Raw genomic sequence first — 15,876 nt, 5'->3', positions numbered from 1 at the left:
AAACCGGGTCCCAGCTTTCGGATGAGCTCTAAGCTAGTTTTGCCAGCAGTCGCAGGAATGTCGCGACTTCCTTGGCGGTCAGCGGCGCCAGCGTCTCCTCGGTGATGGCGCGCGCGAGCGGGATCAACCGCTCGATCGCCTCCCGGCCTTCCGGCGTCAGATTGACCAGCAGCCGCCTTTTGTCGACCTCGTGCTTGGAGACTTCGACAAGGCCGCGCGCCTTCAGCCGGTCGATGACGCCCTTCACGGTTGCGGCGTCCATGGCAATCAGCGTTCCCAACTGGTTCTGGGAGGTCTCGCCGATGTCGTAGAGCTTGGCCAAAGCAGCGAATTGCGGCGGTGTCAGGTCGCCGATATGCGAGGCAAAGATCGAGACATGGCGCTGATGCGCCTTGCGCAGGATGAATCCGACCTGGTCCTGCAGATGGTAGTTGTTCTCGTCGCCATCCTCGGCCTCGACCAGCCGCAGCAGATTGTCCTCGCCGCTCATCTGAGGCCATCCCATGCCTTGATGTCCTCTGCCGCCAGGCCGCCCATGCGGTTGTGGACGCGCGGACCGCAGGTCATGGCGAGGCAGAACAGGATCTCGTCGGGACGCGGGCCGTCGCTGATGCCCACTTCCATCGCGTCGAAATGGCTGCGGACATAGGCGGCGTTGATGTGGCCGAGCGGCACGTCGAGCTTTGACCCGAACGCGCCGACCTTCTTGGCCGAGGGCACGATGGCCTTGGCGTCGCCGAGACGCTCGCGCATGGCGTAGCCGCCCGGCACGTGCCAGAGCGCGCCATGCTCCAATTCGCCGGCCGTGCCAACGATGGCGCCCTTGCCGTAGCCGTCGATCTTCTTGACGTCGCCGCCGAGCGCCGCGATCAGCCTGTCCGACAGCAGAAGCCCGAGCGGCTTAAGGTCTTCCATCGCGCCCTGCAGATCCTCGACATAACGGCCGGCGAATGGATTCTTCACAAGCGCCATGGCAGCGGCGCGCAGGCGCGGCTCCTTCGCCGCTGGTCCGCCCTCGTGGAAGATCTCCTCATTCAGCACCGCGATCTTGCGGATCGGAAACTCAGGCATCGGCAAATTCCTCCTGTGCATGCTTGTTGGGCGCAGCGAGCGTCACCGAGCCACTGATGCGGGCCTCGCCCGCCAGAAACAGCGCCGAGGCGGCGATCAGGCCGCGCCGGCGAAAATCTTCGGCGACCGCGAGGCCCTTGTCCAGCGCCCGGGCAACCTCGTCGGGCGAAAGCGCGCCGACGCTTTGTGTCACCAGCTGCTCACCCAGATCGCTGTCGGGCGCGAGGTCGCGCGCCGGAACGCGCGCGATGGCAGGGTGACCGGGCAGGTCGACGGCGTTGGCAATCAGCGTTGCCGCGGCGTCGGCCTCGGCGCCGGTGCGCGCTAAAACGGTGACGGCATCGGCAATGCCCAGCGAAAACGACCGCCCGCGCCAGCCGCTGGTGGCAACACCGCGAACGCCATCCTCGGCGCGGATGCCGACACGATCGGCCATGCCATTCCCGGTGCCGGCGATCGCCACCGTCATCGACCGGCCGCTGCCAAGATGGAGCGCGCAGTCGCCGCCGTTGTTGACATAGGCGCGGTCGAGCCGCCGGCCGGCGAGCATGGCGCCGAGAATTTCGTCGGCTACCGAACCGGCAACGGCGGCCATCGGCGTGATGAAGCATTCCGCCAGCGGCATGACAGCGGCCTCCATACGGCGGGCGGTCGGGCCGGCGAAGTCACGCGGCGCCAGGAAGAAGGCCGGCAGGCGCAACTCGGGCAGTTCCTCGACGACCTCGATCAGGATCGTCTGGAAGCGCGCGACAGCCTGCTCGTAGGCGGCGCGACGCTCATCCGGCTCACCAAAAGCCTCCACGATCAGATCGATCGGCCCGTGGTTGAGATGGAGTCGCCGGCCGTCGGCAAGCCAATGCGCCTGCGGGCCGTTCATCAGCCGGCACCGTTCGCCGCGCGCCGCAACTGCGCCAGCGGCGGCCAGGGATTGCCGGCCGGCGCGCCGGTATTGCTGCGCGGGTTTAGATACTCGCCACCCTTGGCGAGAATGTCCTCGACGCTGCGGATCTCATTCTCGTAGCCGCCGAGCCGGACATAGTCGTCGCGGCGCATGGTGAACTCGATGGGCGCCACCAGCGCCGGCGTCGGCACATAGCCGAAGGCGCCTTCCGGCACGCGGGTGACGTCGACCATCAGCGTGATGCCGCCGCCCGGCCAGACATAAACAGGCGCGCCGCCGACGGTCACATAGGTCTTCAAGCCCTGAACCGAGCGGGTGAGGTTGACGGGGTTTTCGGTGACGCCGGCGCGGAGCGAGCCGCCGGCGCCGCCGATGAACAGCACCGTGCAGAGCGCCGGCTCGCAATTGTCCTCGATCAGGCCGACCGACTTTTGCAACCGCTCTGGAAATGGCTTCTGGACCGGCTTCAACTCGTCGTCCAACTCGTAATAGGCGAACTGCTCGCCGGTGGTCGACACCATCAGCAGCGACAGGCCGGGGCGCGCGCCCTTCTTGGCGTTCCAGTCGCCAAGGATCGACAGCGGGTCGGAGATCGTCGTGCCGCCCCAGCCGAGGCCGGGCTCCGAGACCTTGAAGTAGCGGCCGGGCGTAGAACGGCGGCCGATGATCTTTATGCCGGTGTCCTCCCAGCCCAGAACCTTGCCGGCCTGATGTTCGGAGACGACGCCGGTGATGTGGTCGTCGACCACCACCACCTCATCGACCAGACCGCGCCATTGCGTGGCGAACATGCCGATGGTGGCCGAGCCGCAGCCGACGCGCATGCGGTGTTCGATCTTGCCGTCGATGACCGGCGCCTTGCCGGCTTCGACGATGACCGTCGCGCCGCCATCGATGGTGAGCTCGACCGGCTTCCTGTTGCAGAGATTGAGCAGCGCGTCGCAGGTGGCGCGCCCCTCCGCCTTCGAGCCGCCGGTCAGGTGATGCACGCCGCCGAGCGACAGCATCTGCGAGCCGTATTCGCCTGTCGTGACATGGCCGATCGCCTCGCCTTCGGAACGCACCGTCGCCGTCTCGTCGCCGATATGGCGATCGGTGTCGATCTTCACCTTGACGCCGCAGTACGAAAAAATGCCTTCGGTGACGACAGTGACGAGGTCGACGCCCTCGACCTCCTGGCTGACGATGAAGGGCGCCGGCTTGTAATCGGGATAGGTGGTGCCGGCGCCGATCGCGGTGACGAAGCGGCGGCCGGTGTTGACCAGCTCGCCGCTCCAGGCTTCGCCTTCGGCGACGAACGGCACGACCGCGCCGCCGGTCTCGGCCGCGTGGTCGAGGATGGTCAGCGGGTCCATGCGCACGATGCGGCCGCCGATATTGCCGTAGCGGTCGCAAGCGCCGGTTCGGCCGTCGGCGATGTAGCACATGACCGGACAGGCATCGCAGCGGATCTTCTCCGCCACCTGCTTCTCGCCGGGATCGTGAGTTTCGAAACGTTCGGCAAGCTCGCTCATCGGCGCGCCTCCTTCTCGCGGATCGCCGCCAGGATGCGGCTCGGCGTCGCCGGCACCTTGGTGACCAGGACGCCGGTTGCATGACGGATGGCGTTGAGGATCGCCGGCGCTGTCGGGATCAGCACATGCTCGCCCAGACCCTTGGCGCCGAACGGCCCTTCGGGATCCGGAACCTCGACCAGTATGTGCTCGACCGGCGGCACGTCGCCGATGGTAGGAATGAGATAATCGTGCAGGTTCTCGGTGCGGCCGGGGATGTATTCCTCCATCAGCGCCATGCCGATGCCTTGCGCGATTCCGCCCTCGATCTGGCCCTCGACCAGCACCGGGTTGATCGCCTTGCCGACGTCATGCGCGGCCGTGATCTTGATGAGCTTCACGGTGCCGAGCTTGAGATCGACCTCGAGCTCGGCGATCTGCGCGCCATAGCCATAGACGGCATAGGGCTTGCCCTGGCCCCTGGCGTCGAGCGGCAGGGTCGGCGGGTCGTAGGTTTCCTCGGCGACGAAGACAAAACCGTCTGCATCGGCCTTCAGCGCCGCGAGATCGATGCGCCGCGCAGCATCGCCTTCGCGGATGGAGATGCTTGCGCCGTCCAGCGCGATCGTCGCCTGCTCCGACACATTGGCGAAGCGCAGGATCTTCTCGCGCAAGGCGCGGCCTGCTTTCTCCGCCGCCTTGCCCGTGACAAAGGTCTGGCGCGAGGCGGATGTCTTGCCGGCGTCAGGCGTGATGGCGGTATCGGCGCTCTTCAGCTTGAACCTGTCCAGCGGCAGGCCGAGCGCGTCGGCGCAGATCTGGGTGATGACCGTGTTGGAGCCCTGGCCGATGTCGACCGCGCCCTGATGCAGGATCACCTCGCCGGAAGGCGAAATGCCGACCTTGATGGTCGAGGGATTGGGCAAGGAAGTGTTGCCGCAGCCATACCAGCAGGAGGCGATGCCGACGCCGCGCTTGCTTGCGGCATGGGCCGCGTTGAACGCCTCCGCATCCGCCAGCGCGCGCGCCCAATGCGGTTTGAGCTGCTCGAGGCATTCGCCGATGCCGACGCCGGACTCCAGGCGCTGGCCGGTGACCGTCTCGCAGCCGTCGCGCAGGCAGTTCCTTAGCCGGAACTCCAGCCTATCCATGCCAAGCTTGCCGGCGAGCTCGTCATAGAGCGTCTCCTGCATGATGGTGGCTTGCGGCACGCCGAAACCGCGGAAGGCGCCGGCGATCGGGCCATTGGTGTGGATGGCATGGCCGGTCGCCCGGTAGTTCGGCGTAAGATAGGGACCGGAGGCATGCACCGGCACGCGGTTGGCGACGGTCGGCCCCCAACTGGCATAGGCGCCGGTGTTGAAATCGCCCTCGAAGACCATGCCGGTGATACGGCCTTCGGCGTCGGCGCCGATGGACGCCTTCATCTCGGCGGGGTGACGCTTGGTGGTCGACATCATCGATTCGTTGCGGGTGTAGGCGAGCGCGGCCGGCCGGCCCGTCTTCATCGCGACAAGGCCGATGAGCGGCTGCAGCGAGACATCGAGCTTCGAGCCGAAGCCGCCGCCGGTGGCGGTCGGCACGATGCGCACCTTGTCGACGGCAAGGCCCAGCACCTTGGCCGTCTCGTCGCGGTCCATGTAAGGGGCCTGGGTGCAGGCGACGACGACGAGCGTGTCGCCATCCATGTAAGCGTAACCGGCTTCCGGCTCGATATAGGCGTGCTCGACGAAGGAAGTCTCGATGGCGCCCGAGACCCTGGCGGCAGCACCTGCAAGCGCTGCTTCAGGATCGCCGCGCTCGACATAGCCGGAGGTGAGCAGGTTCGCGGGACGGTGGCTGTGGATCAGCGCGGCGCCTTCGGCCTTTGCTTCGCACGGCTGCAGCATAGGCGGCAGTTCGGTCCAAGTGATCGGAAAATCCGTCAGGTCGAGATCGAGAATGGCCTCACGCTCGCCCGCCACCAGCGCCACCGCCTCGCCGCGCAAGCGGACAAAATCCTCGGCAAGCGCCGGCTGGTCGGCAAAGGGACCGATGACGCCGAAGCAATTCTTTCCCGGAATATCGGCGGCGGTGAAGACGCCGGCGATGCCTGGATGTGCCTTGGTCCAGGCGCCGAGATCGCCAAAGCTGAAGCGGGCATGATAGTGCGGTGAGCGGATGACCAGCACGGACAACGCGTCGGCTGGAAAGGAATCGCCGCCGAACTTCTCGCCGCCGGTGACCTTCGGCATGCCGTCGAGGCGGATCGGCGAGGCGCCGACGGCGCGGCCCGCTTCCGGCAGGCGAAGATCGATCCCGTTCATGTGCCGCGACGCGCCCATCACCGCCGCGACGATCTTCCTGTAGCCAGTGCAGCGGCAGAGCACGCCGCCCAGCGCATCCTGCGTCTCGGCCTCGCTTGGCGTGGGGTTGCGCTCCAAAAGCGCGGTGGCCGCGACCAGCAGGCCGGGTGTACAGATGCCGCATTGCGCGGCGCCATGTTCGAGGAACGAGGCCTGCAGCGCCGACAGCCTGCCATTGGCAAGGCCCTCGACGGTGGTGACGGCGGCACCGGACACCGTGGCCGCCGGCATCAGGCAGGCACAGACCGGATTGCCGTCGACAAGCACCGTACAGGCGCCGCAATCGCCGGCATCGCAGCCAACCTTGGTGCCGGTCAGCTGCAACTCGTCGCGCAAGACCTGCGACAGGCGCCGCACCGGCGGCACGGAGACGCTGACGGCGGCGCCGTTGACCTCGAAGGCAATGTCGGCGCGTTCCATTCCGGATTGGGCCATGCCGGATTTGGCGGTGCCGGATTGGACCATGCTCATGCGGCCACCTTGCTTTGATCGAGCCCGGTTGCCGCGCGCATGGCGCGGACGACGATCTCGCGCGCCGCTTGCTCCCGGTATTCGGCGCTGCCGCGCACATCGGCGATCGGCGACAGTTCATCGAACGGCGCCGACAGCACGGCATCGGCAAGCGCGGACGTGACTGGCCGGCCACGCAGGACCGCCTCGACGCCGGCGAGACGGCATGCGACCGCCGAACAGGAGCCGACGGCGATCGCCGCTTCGGCGACGATGCCATCCTCGACCACCAGCCGCGCCGCGGCCATGGCGATCGAGATGACGAGATAGCGCCGGGCGCCGAGCTTGACGAAAGCCGAGGCGCCGGCCGCGGAACGCTTCGGGACACGGATGGCGGTGACCATCTCGCCGGGCTGCAGCGCCGTGCGGCGATTGCCGAGGATGAACGCGCCGAGCGGCAGATGGCGGGTGGCTTTCGCCGAGCGCAATTCGACATCGGCGTCGAGGACCGAAAGCGCCGGCACGCCATCGGCAGCGGGCGAGGCATTGCAGAGATTGCCCGCAACCGAGGCGACGTTCTGGATCTGGACCGAGCCGACCTCGCGCGCCGCCGATTTCAACGCCTCGAACGCCGCCGGCAATGGGTAGCGCACGATATCGGTCCAGGTCGTGCGGGCGCCGATGCGCCAATGCTCGTCGGTCTCGGCAATGCCGCGCAGTTCGGCGAGACCGTTGATGTCGAGGATGTTGTCGCGGAAAGGTTTCGCGCCCTGCGCTGGGTAGAAATCCGTGCCGCCGGCGAGGATGCGCCAGCGATCCTCGCCAAGCAGAGCGAGCGCCTCGTCGACCGTGGTGGGTTTCGCATAACGGATCACGCTCTGCCTTCCAGACAATTGGCCTTCCCGAAAAAGAGCCTTCCCCTGGCCCTCCGAAGTGCCTGCTTCGGGTGTTCTTGCCGGCGCACGGGCCGGTCAAATTCATTCGTATGCAAATGATATCAGGCCGTTCGGAATTGTCAAAGCCGGAGTTGGGCCGGAGTTGGCGCCGCGAAGAGCTGAACGCGATTGTTATGGCGCCGGAGGTTGACGCCGCGGGCCATCTGGTCAAGGTTCCCTCTCCGGTCGCGTCAGCGGCTTTGGACTGGAGCCCCCAAACCAACCAGGGGGTAGAACCAGGGCCGAAACGAGAGGAAGCCGCATGGCCGAAGAAGCGCTCATCGTCATCGACCTGCAGAACGATTTTTGCCCGGGCGGCGCGCTGGCGGTTGCCGGCGGCGACGAGATCGTGCCTTTGGTCAACGACCTGATCCGCCGGACCGACCATGTGATCCTGACGCAGGACTGGCACCCGGCCGGACATTCGAGCTTTGCCTCCAGCCATCGCGGAAGGCAAGCGTTCGAGACGATCGAGATGCCTTACGGACCGCAGACGCTGTGGCCGGATCATTGCATCCAGGGGAGCCTTGGTTCCGATTTCCATTCCGGGCTGGCATGGACCAAGGCGGAACTGGTGATCCGCAAGGGTTTCCGCACCGCGATCGATTCCTATTCGGCCTTCTTCGAGAACGACCACACGACGCCGACCGGCCTTGGCGGCTATCTCAAGGAACGCGGCATCGACACGATCACGCTGGTTGGGCTCGCCACCGACTTCTGCGTCGCCTTCTCCGCCCTCGACGCCGCGAAGCAGGGCTTCAAGACCACGGTCAGGCTCGACGCCTGCCGCGGCATCGATCTCAACGGCTCGGTCGAGGCGATGCTGAAACGCATGCGCGAAGCCGGCGTGACGCTCGAAGATCATTCGGCGGATTGACCGGACTGTGGGGAAGGCCCCCCTCACCCGGATTGCCAACCGAATTGCGAAGAGCAATTCGGGGCAATCCGACCTCTCCCCGAGGGGAGAGGAGGTCGCCGGCGCTGGCGCCAGCCTCTTCTCCCCACCGGGGAGAAGGTGGCCGCGAAGCGGCCGGATGAGGGGGCGTCTCGCATTTGCCGCGCTCGCGATCGCGCTGCTGCTTCCTGCACAAGCTTTCGCCGCCGAAATCCATGAGTTGCCGGGCGCCGCCATGTCGCTCTGGTGGGCGTTGCCCTTCGCCGGCCTGCTTTTATCGATCGCCACCGGACCGCTGCTCTTCCAACATGTCTGGGAACATCACTACGGCAAGATCGCCGCCGCCTGGGCGGCGCTGGTCGTGGTTCCTCTGGCAGTCGCCTTCGGCATCGCGACCGCAGGCGAAGCGGTGCTGCACACGCTGCTCACCGAGTATCTGTCCTTCATCATCCTGTTGTTCGCGCTCTACACGATCTCGGGCGGTATCCTGCTTGCCGGCAACATCCACGGCACGCCGCTCACCAATGCCGGCCTGCTGCTCATCGGCGCGCTGCTCGCCTCGGTGATCGGCACGACCGGCGCCTCTATGATCCTGATCCGGCCGATGCTGCGCGCCAACGACAACCGGCCGTTCAACGCCCATGTGGTCATCTTCTTCATCTTCCTGGTCTCCAACATAGGCGGTTCGCTGACGCCGCTCGGCGACCCGCCCTTGTTCGTCGGCTTCCTGCGCGGCGTCGATTTCTTCTGGACGACCGCGAATCTGTGGCGCGAGACGCTGTTCACAGGCGGGCTGGTGCTCATCGTCTTCCTGGCGCTCGACACTGTGCTGCATCGGCGGGAGGGTGGCATGCCGAAGATCAAGGACCCGACGCCGGACACGAAGGTGCGCCTGCGCGGCCTGGCCAATTTGCCGTTGCTCGCCGGCGTGATCGGCGCCATCCTGCTTTCGGCGAGCTGGAAACCGGGCGTCAGCGTCCCGATCCTCGGCGTTGGCCTCGAGCTGCAGAACCTGGTGCGCGACGCCATCATCCTGGCGCTGGCCTTGCTGTCGCTGAAGGTCTCGTACAAGAGCCACAGGGAGGCCAATGGCTTCACCTGGGGGCCGATCGCCGAAGTGGCGAAACTCTTTGCCGGAATCTTCGTCTGCATCGTGCCGGTCATCGCTATCCTGCGGGCCGGCCAGGACGGCGCGCTGGCGCCGCTGGTGGCGCTGGTCAGCTCCACGGAAGGCCAGCCCAACGACCTCGCCTATTTCTGGCTGACCGGGGCGCTGTCGTCCTTCCTCGACAACGCGCCGACCTATCTGGTGTTCTTCGAGCTGGCCGGCGGCGATGCGCGCCACTTGATGACGGAGACCGCCTCGACGCTTGCCGCGATCTCGGCCGGCGCGGTGTTCATGGGCGCCAACACCTATATCGGCAACGCGCCGAACTTCATGGTCTTTGCCATCGCCAGGCATCGCGGCTTCAAGATGCCGGGCTTCTTCGGCTACATGGCGTGGTCGGGCCTTGTGCTGATCCCGACGTTTTTGATTGCGGGATTCCTTTTTTTCTAACCGACACCCACATATCTTCGCACCGCCGACGGATCGGCCCGCAGTGCCTCGACATCGACCGTCTCGCGGTTGCGGCCGTTCTCGATGAAGCAGACACGATCCGCCACCGACAGCACGGCGTCGACACGCTGCTCGACCAGGATGGTCGAGACGCCGAGCTCGCGCAACTTCGCCACCGTCTCGCGGATCTTGGCGATCATCGACGGCATCAATCCTTCGGTCGGCTCGTCGAGTAGCAGCACCTGCGGCTCGAGGCAGAGCGCGCGGGCCATGGCCAGCATCTGCTGCTCGCCGCCGGAGAGCGTGCCGGAGCGCTGCTTCAGCCGCTCCCTGAGCAACGGGAAGAGATCGAGGACGTTTTCACGCGCCTCTCTGCCCTTGCCGCGCGCCATCAGCCCGATCTCGATGTTCTCCGCCACCGTCATCTCGGCGAACAGCCGCCTGCCCTGGGGTACATAGGCGACGCCGGCCTTCGGCACGTCATGCGCGGCGAGGCCGGTCAGTTCCTTGCCGTCCAGCTTGATCGAGCCGGCCGCTGCCGGCACCAGACCCATGATCGCCTTCAGCGTCGTCGTCTTGCCGGCGCCGTTGCGGCCGAACAGACACAGCACCTCGCCCTTGTTCAAGGCCAGGTCGAGACCGTAGAGCACCTGCACCTCGCCATAGAAGCAATCGAGGCCGGAGATGGCAAGCAATCCACCATCGGTTCCAACGGTGTCAGCCATGGGTCGCTCCGAGATAGGCGTCCTGGACTTGGCGGTTGGCGCGGATCTCATCCGGCGTACCTTCGGCGAGGATCTTTCCCGAATTGACGACGGTGATGCGGTCGGCAAGCTGCATGACCACCGGCATGTTGTGCTCGATCAGAAGCACCGTTGCGTCCTTGGCGATCTCGCGCACCAGCGTGATGAAATTGTCGATCTCGCTATCGGCCAGGCCTTGTGTCGGCTCGTCGAGGATGAGCAGGCGCGGCTTCAGCGCCAGGCCCATCGCGACTTCGAGCAGGCGCTGGTGTCCGTAGGAAAGCTGCCCGGCCGGCGTGCCGGCGCGGTCGGCCAGGCCGGTGCGTTCGAGCGCCGCCATGACGCCGGTCCTGACCTGCCCCTTCGAGCGGCCGTCGGTCAGCGTGCGTTGCACCGGCAGCGCGACATTGTCGAAGGCCGTGAGATTGGCAAAGACGCTGGTGATCTGGAACGTGTAGGCGACGCCGAGGCGAACTCGTTTGTAAGCCGGCATGGCAGTGATATCGGCGCCGTCGAAGACGACCCTGCCGGAGGACGGACGGATGCGGCCCGAGAGCAGGCTGACGAAAGTGGTCTTGCCGGCGCCATTGGGACCGATGACGGCGCGGATCTCGCCCGGCATCAGCGCGAAGTCGACGCCGTCGACGGCGCGCAAGCCGCCGAAATTGCGCGACAGGCCCTTGGTGGTGAGCAGCGGCGTCATGGCAGCCACCCCAGCCAGCGCTCGCGGATGCTGCCCATAATGCCTTTCGGGGCGAACAGGACGAGCAGGATGAGCGCCACGCCGACGATCAGCAGATAGGCGGAGGTGAAGCCGCTGGTGATGTCGGTGACATAATACATGAACAGGGTGCCGACCAGCGGGCCGAGCGTGGTCGCGGCACCCCCGAGCAGCACCCAGAGCAGCGGCAGGATCGAATACTGGATCGATGCGAAATTCGATCCGACATAGCCGAACAGCAAGGCATAGGCAGCACCGGACGCAGCGCAGATGGCGCCGGAGGCGACGACCGCGGCAAGCTTGTTGGCGACCGTGTCGTAGCCCAGCATCCTGGTCCGTTCCTCGTTCTCGCGGATCGCGACCAGCACACGGCCGAAGCGGGAGCGGACGACGGCAAGTGTGATGAGCAGCACGACCGCGAACAGCGCCAGCGCGCTCATGTAGCGCACGGTTGGATCGGTCAGGTCGAAGGAGGCGCCGCCGATCGAGACCACCCGCGACGCCTGCTGGATGACGAGGCCCTGGTCGCCGCCGGTCCAGGCGGCGAAATAGAGGATAAGCAGATAGAAGACCTGGGCGAACATCATGGTGACGATCATGAAGGCGACACCCGAGGTGCGCAGCGCCAGTAGGCCGACGGCCAGGGCCAGCAGCGCGCCGCAGGCGATACCGGCGACGAAGGCTTCCGGAACGCCCCAGCCGAGGTGATACATGGTCAGGCCGGCGCCGTACAGGCCGGCGGAGAAGAACATGGCGTGGCCGAGGCTGAGCAGGCCGACATAGCCGAAGAGCAGGTTGTAGCCCATGGCGAAGACGGCCAGCGCCATGATGCGGGCGAACAGGCCCTGGTGATAATCCGGCAGGACGAAGTTCAGCGCGAACAGAAGCGCGATGACGCCGATATGCAGGGCGTAGGTCTTTGCCGGCGAAGCATCCCTCATCTGGATGTCGTCCCGAACAGGCCTTGCGGCCGGAACACCAGCACCATGGCGACGACCAGCGTGGCGATGATCTTGGCGAGCGTCGGCGAGAAGAACATCGAGACGATGCCGTCGGAGAGGCCGATCAGGACCGCCGCGACGATGGTGCCGCGCAACGAGCCGAGTCCGCCGATGATGACGACGATGAAGGAGAGCAGCAGCGGGTCTTGTCCCATCAGATAATGCGCCTGGCTGATCGGCACTATCAGCACCGCGGCGATCGCCGCCAGCATGGCGCCGACGGCGAAGACGCCGGCATAGACGCGCTCGACCGGAATGCCGAAGGCCTGCGCCGTCTCGCGGTCATATTGCGTGGCGCGCATGATCAGGCCGATTTTCGTCCGGGTCAGCACCAGCCAGGTGATCACCAGCAGAATGGCGGAGGCGGCGACCACCGACAGCTTGTAGCCGGAATAGCCGAACCACGGCAAAAGGATGCGGTAGCTGAAGGGCGGCTCCACCGGGCGCGCCTCGGGGCCGTAGAAGGTCAGCGCCAGTTGCTGGATGATGTAGAGCATGCCGATAGTGGCGACGATGGTGCCTTCGGGATTGTAGTTCAGCCGGCGCAACACCAGCCGCTCGGCGACGAGCGCGACCAGCCCGACGAGCAAGGGCGCGATCACAAGTGCTGCCACGAAGCCGATCGCCGGGTGGCCGGAGATCGCCGTCGAGACCGCCCAGGCGAGCACCGCGCCCAGCATGAAGAACTCGCCATGCGCGACGTTGACGACGCGCATGACGCCGAACACCAGCGACAGCCCAAGCGCCGTCAGCGCCAGCACCGCAGAAGTGACGAGGCCTTCGAGAGCGGCGAGGAGGAGGTGGGGTCCGAAGTGCATCAGCTATGAGGCAAGCTCACAGCGCCTGCGTCGTGTAATCCCCTTCCGGCTCGTAGAGCCCGTCTTCGATCTTGGTCTTGTGGACGACCTTGAGCTTGCCGCCTTCGATCTTGGAGATGTTCTGGATGCCGAAGCACTGGTGGATCTTGCCGTTGAAGGTTTTCGGGCCCTGCGGATGCTCCGGCCCTTCGGCGAATTCCTTCAACGCCTCGGTGGCCTCGATCAGTTTGGCGCGGTCCTCGGGTCCCTTGTAGCCGGCATCCTCCATCGCCTTCTTGACGACATAGAGCGTTTCCCAGCAGCCGAACATATGGGCTGCGGTGGAGACGTCCTTGGGATCACCGACGGCGGCGCCATTGTCGTCGATGCCGACGGCGGCGCGATAGGCTTTTTGCGCAGCGGAATCGTCAGGCTGCGCATAGCGCGGCGAGCCTTCCCAGAAATGGCTGCCATCGAGGAATTCGAGGCCGGGGCTGTTGATGTCGACGGCTTCGAGCGAATCGATGAAGCCGAAGAGTTGCGGTCGCTGCGAGCCGTAGAACTCGCCGAGCTCCTTGACGAAGGTGAGCACGGCAGGGCCGACCATGACGTGGTAGATCACCTCGGTCTCGGCCGGGATCTGCGGGAAGTATTTCGTGAAGGACGACTCCGTCGGCGGGATGGCGATCTGGGCGATCACGTCGGCGCCCTGCGCCTTCAGCGCAGGCGGCAGGTAGTCGCGATGGTCGTAGCCGAAGGCGAAGTCGGGGAAGATCTGCGTCACCTTCTTGCCGGCGTTGGCAGCGATCCACGGCGCCATCGACTGGATCTGGCTCTTCACATCGGTGATGCCGGGCTGGAAGACGTAGCGGTTGAGCTTGGTGGAGGCGACGTGATGGCCTTCGCTGACCACGAAATAGGGGATCTTGTTCTCGCCGGCGGCCGGCGCCGAGCCGATCACGACATGCGAAAAAAGCGTGCCGAAAACGATGTCGGTCTTGTGCTGCTTGGCGAATTTGTTGACCACTTCGGCGCCGCGCGCCGGATCGGTGCCGTCATCTTCGATCACCAGCTCGACCTTGCGGCCGCCGATGCCGCCGGCGTCGTTGATCGCCTTGACGGCGGCCGCGCTCGTCCTCTCGTACCAGCGGCCATAGGCGGCGCCGATGCCGGTGCGGTGCGACTGGAAGCCTATTCTGATGGGCGCCGAGCTCTGCGCCTGGCTGTAGCGGACGAAGCCGGGGGCCAGCGCAAGGCCGGTGCCCGCGGCGATGCCCTTCAGCGCGCTGCGGCGCGACAGCGTCGTCTTGGAGAGGTCGAAAAATCCGTTCTTGTCAGCCATGTCCGTTCCCCTGTTTTTTCAGTCTTGACCAGCGATAAGGCGGCTCGATCCTCCGCGCTCGGAGGACGCGAAAATTGCATGTGTACAAACTAAATCACCAAAGCCGCGACGTGGCAAGCGAGCTTCCCCAACGGTATTGAGGGCGCCCTTGTCTCATCCCGCCGTCGGTGTGGCAAGCAACCAAAGGCCGAATATCGTATAGGCGATCATCAGGAGCGTCAGCGGAAGCTGGCTGAGTGCCGCGCGGGAGGCTTGCGGATGCAGCCGCCAGGTGAGGCCATGCGCGACGACCACCGCCAGCACATGGCCGGCGATGATGACGCCGGCCTGCAGGTTCCACAGCCACCAGGCCGACTCCGCGCCGGCGACGATGCCGGCCTCGACCATCCTATTGGCGGTGCCGAACAGGTTCCAGCCGAGCCCGAAAGGATCGGAGAGCGCGACCAGCGCATACTGGCCGTCTACCAAAAGCACCGTGAGGTAATGCGCGATGTGATAGGCAAGCGCGATCGGCACGATCGACCAGACCAGCAGGCCGGCGGTTTTTCCGAACGACTGCGCATCGCCGGCGAGGCGCTGGCCGAGAAAGACGGCCAACGTGAACACCGCCGCGAGCAGGACAAAGGTGAGCACGAGGCCGAAGCTGCCGACGCCGATCAGCGCGGTGCGGCCGGGATATTCCAGCGGATTGACGCCGAACAGGCCGAGCCAGAAGAAGGTTTTCGACAGGCCGTCGAAGGATACCGACGACAGCGACAGCAGGAGGAAAGCCGTGCCGCTCAACGGCAGCGGCTCGGCGGCGAGCAGCTTGGCGCCGGGCCAGCAGAGCGACAGCCGGCCATCCCGCCGCTCAAGTGGCGCGAAGCGGGCGACCATGGAAAAGAAGACCGTGAGGAATTCGCCGCGCTTGCTCCAGCCGCCATAGCCGAAGAGAAGCATCGCGACAAAGCTCGCCAGCCAGTAGATGCCGGCGGCAAAGGCAAGGCGGGCCGGATCGTCGGGCGCCGGGTCGACCAGCTCGAACCAGGCGAAGGCGACGAACAGCGCGAAGGCCGGCCAGTAGCCCAGCCATGGCGGCAGGCGTGACGGCTTTGCCTCGTCGCTTTGAAGGCCGAAGACGCGAGAGGCGACGCGCCAAGGGCCGTACCACGGGTTGAGCCACGACCACAGGTCGCCGAACACGCCCTGCAGCAGCGTGAAGCCGGCCCAAAGCAGCGTCCAAATCACGAGCGGCAGCGGGTTGGAAAGCGGGTCGCGGCTGCCGAGAAGGCCCGCCGCGATCAGCAATACGAAGCCGGCAAATGAAATCAGGCTGACGATGGCGCGAGGGCGATCGCCGAACGCGAAGAGCGCCAGGCGCTTGCGCAAGAAATTGTCGAGCGCGGCGGGCGGCAGAAACGCCAGGACGAGGAAGCTGACGGCCACGGCAAAAGCGCCGCCGGCGATGTAGTAGCCCGTCGGGAGAAGCAGCACGTGGCCGCCGTCGGAGGCGTGGGCGAAGGCGGAGGTGGGGAGAGCGGCGAGGGCGGTGGCCAATGCGAAAACAACGCCAGCGCCGCGATCCTTCACACCCCCCTCTGTCCTGCCGGACATCTCCCCCGCAAGGGGGGAGATTGGCAGCTTC

General features: G+C 66.0%; 14 protein-coding genes. 2 read left to right on the top strand and 12 right to left on the bottom strand.

From position 1 onward, the window contains the following. Positions 1 to 28: 28 nt before the first annotated feature. Genes MJ8_RS01800 through MJ8_RS01775 form a run of 6 tightly spaced genes read right to left on the bottom strand, consistent with a single transcriptional unit; the run spans position 29 to position 7,135 of the window. Complete coding sequence (locus tag MJ8_RS01800; RefSeq protein WP_201412812.1) at positions 29 to 490, bottom strand: MarR family winged helix-turn-helix transcriptional regulator; 462 nt, start codon at positions 488 to 490, stop codon at positions 29 to 31. Beyond that, entirely contained in the window at positions 487 to 1,071 is a 585-nt protein-coding gene (locus MJ8_RS01795; protein ID WP_201412811.1) for an amino acid synthesis family protein, read from the bottom strand. Before MJ8_RS01795 ends, MJ8_RS01800 begins: the two co-directional genes overlap by 4 nt. Further along, positions 1,064 to 1,948, bottom strand: a complete 885-nt coding sequence (locus tag MJ8_RS01790) for a UPF0280 family protein (protein WP_201412810.1) — start codon at positions 1,946 to 1,948, stop codon at positions 1,064 to 1,066. Before MJ8_RS01790 ends, MJ8_RS01795 begins: the two co-directional genes overlap by 8 nt. Continuing rightward, complete coding sequence (locus MJ8_RS01785; protein ID WP_201412809.1) at positions 1,948 to 3,486, bottom strand: 6-hydroxynicotinate reductase; 1,539 nt, start codon at positions 3,484 to 3,486, stop codon at positions 1,948 to 1,950. The genes MJ8_RS01790 and MJ8_RS01785 overlap by 1 nt, the downstream gene beginning before the upstream one ends. Next, positions 3,483 to 6,230, bottom strand: a complete 2,748-nt coding sequence (locus tag MJ8_RS01780; RefSeq protein WP_201415269.1) for a molybdopterin-dependent oxidoreductase — start codon at positions 6,228 to 6,230, stop codon at positions 3,483 to 3,485. The genes MJ8_RS01785 and MJ8_RS01780 overlap by 4 nt, the downstream gene beginning before the upstream one ends. 47 nt (positions 6,231 to 6,277) lie before the next feature. Beyond that, positions 6,278 to 7,135, bottom strand: coding sequence for an FAD binding domain-containing protein (locus tag MJ8_RS01775; protein ID WP_201412808.1), 858 nt, complete (start codon positions 7,133 to 7,135; stop codon positions 6,278 to 6,280). A 322-nt stretch (positions 7,136 to 7,457) separates the two neighbouring features. On the opposite strand from MJ8_RS01775, the gene pncA reads away from it, so the two are divergent. Together pncA and MJ8_RS01765 are read left to right on the top strand one after the other, a co-directional pair. After that, positions 7,458 to 8,072 carry a bifunctional nicotinamidase/pyrazinamidase gene (gene pncA / locus MJ8_RS01770; protein WP_201412807.1) on the top strand — a complete coding sequence of 205 codons (615 nt, stop codon included), beginning with the start codon at positions 7,458 to 7,460 and terminating at the stop codon, positions 8,070 to 8,072. A gap of 157 nt (positions 8,073 to 8,229) precedes the next feature. Beyond that, the gene (locus tag MJ8_RS01765; RefSeq protein ID WP_201412806.1) at positions 8,230 to 9,648 is read left to right on the top strand and encodes a sodium:proton antiporter; all 1,419 of its coding nucleotides are present in this window, start codon (positions 8,230 to 8,232) and stop codon (positions 9,646 to 9,648) included. Here the strand turns inward: MJ8_RS01765 and MJ8_RS01760 are convergent. From MJ8_RS01760 to MJ8_RS01735, 6 genes are all read right to left on the bottom strand, one after another. After that, positions 9,645 to 10,373 carry an ABC transporter ATP-binding protein gene (locus MJ8_RS01760; protein WP_201412805.1) on the bottom strand — a complete coding sequence of 243 codons (729 nt, stop codon included), beginning with the start codon at positions 10,371 to 10,373 and terminating at the stop codon, positions 9,645 to 9,647. The two genes, MJ8_RS01765 and MJ8_RS01760, sit on opposite strands and share 4 nt — an antisense overlap. Further along, on the bottom strand, positions 10,366 to 11,094 hold the full coding sequence (locus MJ8_RS01755) for an ABC transporter ATP-binding protein (RefSeq protein ID WP_201412804.1): 729 nt from the start codon (positions 11,092 to 11,094) through the stop codon (positions 10,366 to 10,368). The genes MJ8_RS01760 and MJ8_RS01755 overlap by 8 nt, the downstream gene beginning before the upstream one ends. Continuing rightward, positions 11,091 to 12,053 (bottom strand): branched-chain amino acid ABC transporter permease, encoded by a 963-nt coding sequence (locus MJ8_RS01750; RefSeq protein ID WP_201412803.1) that lies wholly within the window; start codon positions 12,051 to 12,053, stop codon positions 11,091 to 11,093. Before MJ8_RS01750 ends, MJ8_RS01755 begins: the two co-directional genes overlap by 4 nt. Further along, the gene (locus MJ8_RS01745) at positions 12,050 to 12,931 is read right to left on the bottom strand and encodes a branched-chain amino acid ABC transporter permease (protein ID WP_201412802.1); all 882 of its coding nucleotides are present in this window, start codon (positions 12,929 to 12,931) and stop codon (positions 12,050 to 12,052) included. The genes MJ8_RS01750 and MJ8_RS01745 overlap by 4 nt, the downstream gene beginning before the upstream one ends. 16 nt (positions 12,932 to 12,947) lie before the next feature. Beyond that, entirely contained in the window at positions 12,948 to 14,252 is a 1,305-nt protein-coding gene (locus tag MJ8_RS01740) for an ABC transporter substrate-binding protein (RefSeq protein ID WP_201412801.1), read from the bottom strand. 153 nt (positions 14,253 to 14,405) lie between these two features. Beyond that, entirely contained in the window at positions 14,406 to 15,845 is a 1,440-nt protein-coding gene (locus MJ8_RS01735; RefSeq protein WP_201412800.1) for a hypothetical protein, read from the bottom strand. Positions 15,846 to 15,876: the final 31 nt, after the last annotated feature.

This window comes from Mesorhizobium sp. J8 (assembly GCF_016591715.1).
GTDB lineage: Bacteria > Pseudomonadota > Alphaproteobacteria > Rhizobiales > Rhizobiaceae > Mesorhizobium.
This window is presented reverse-complemented; position numbering and strand designations above follow the sequence as displayed.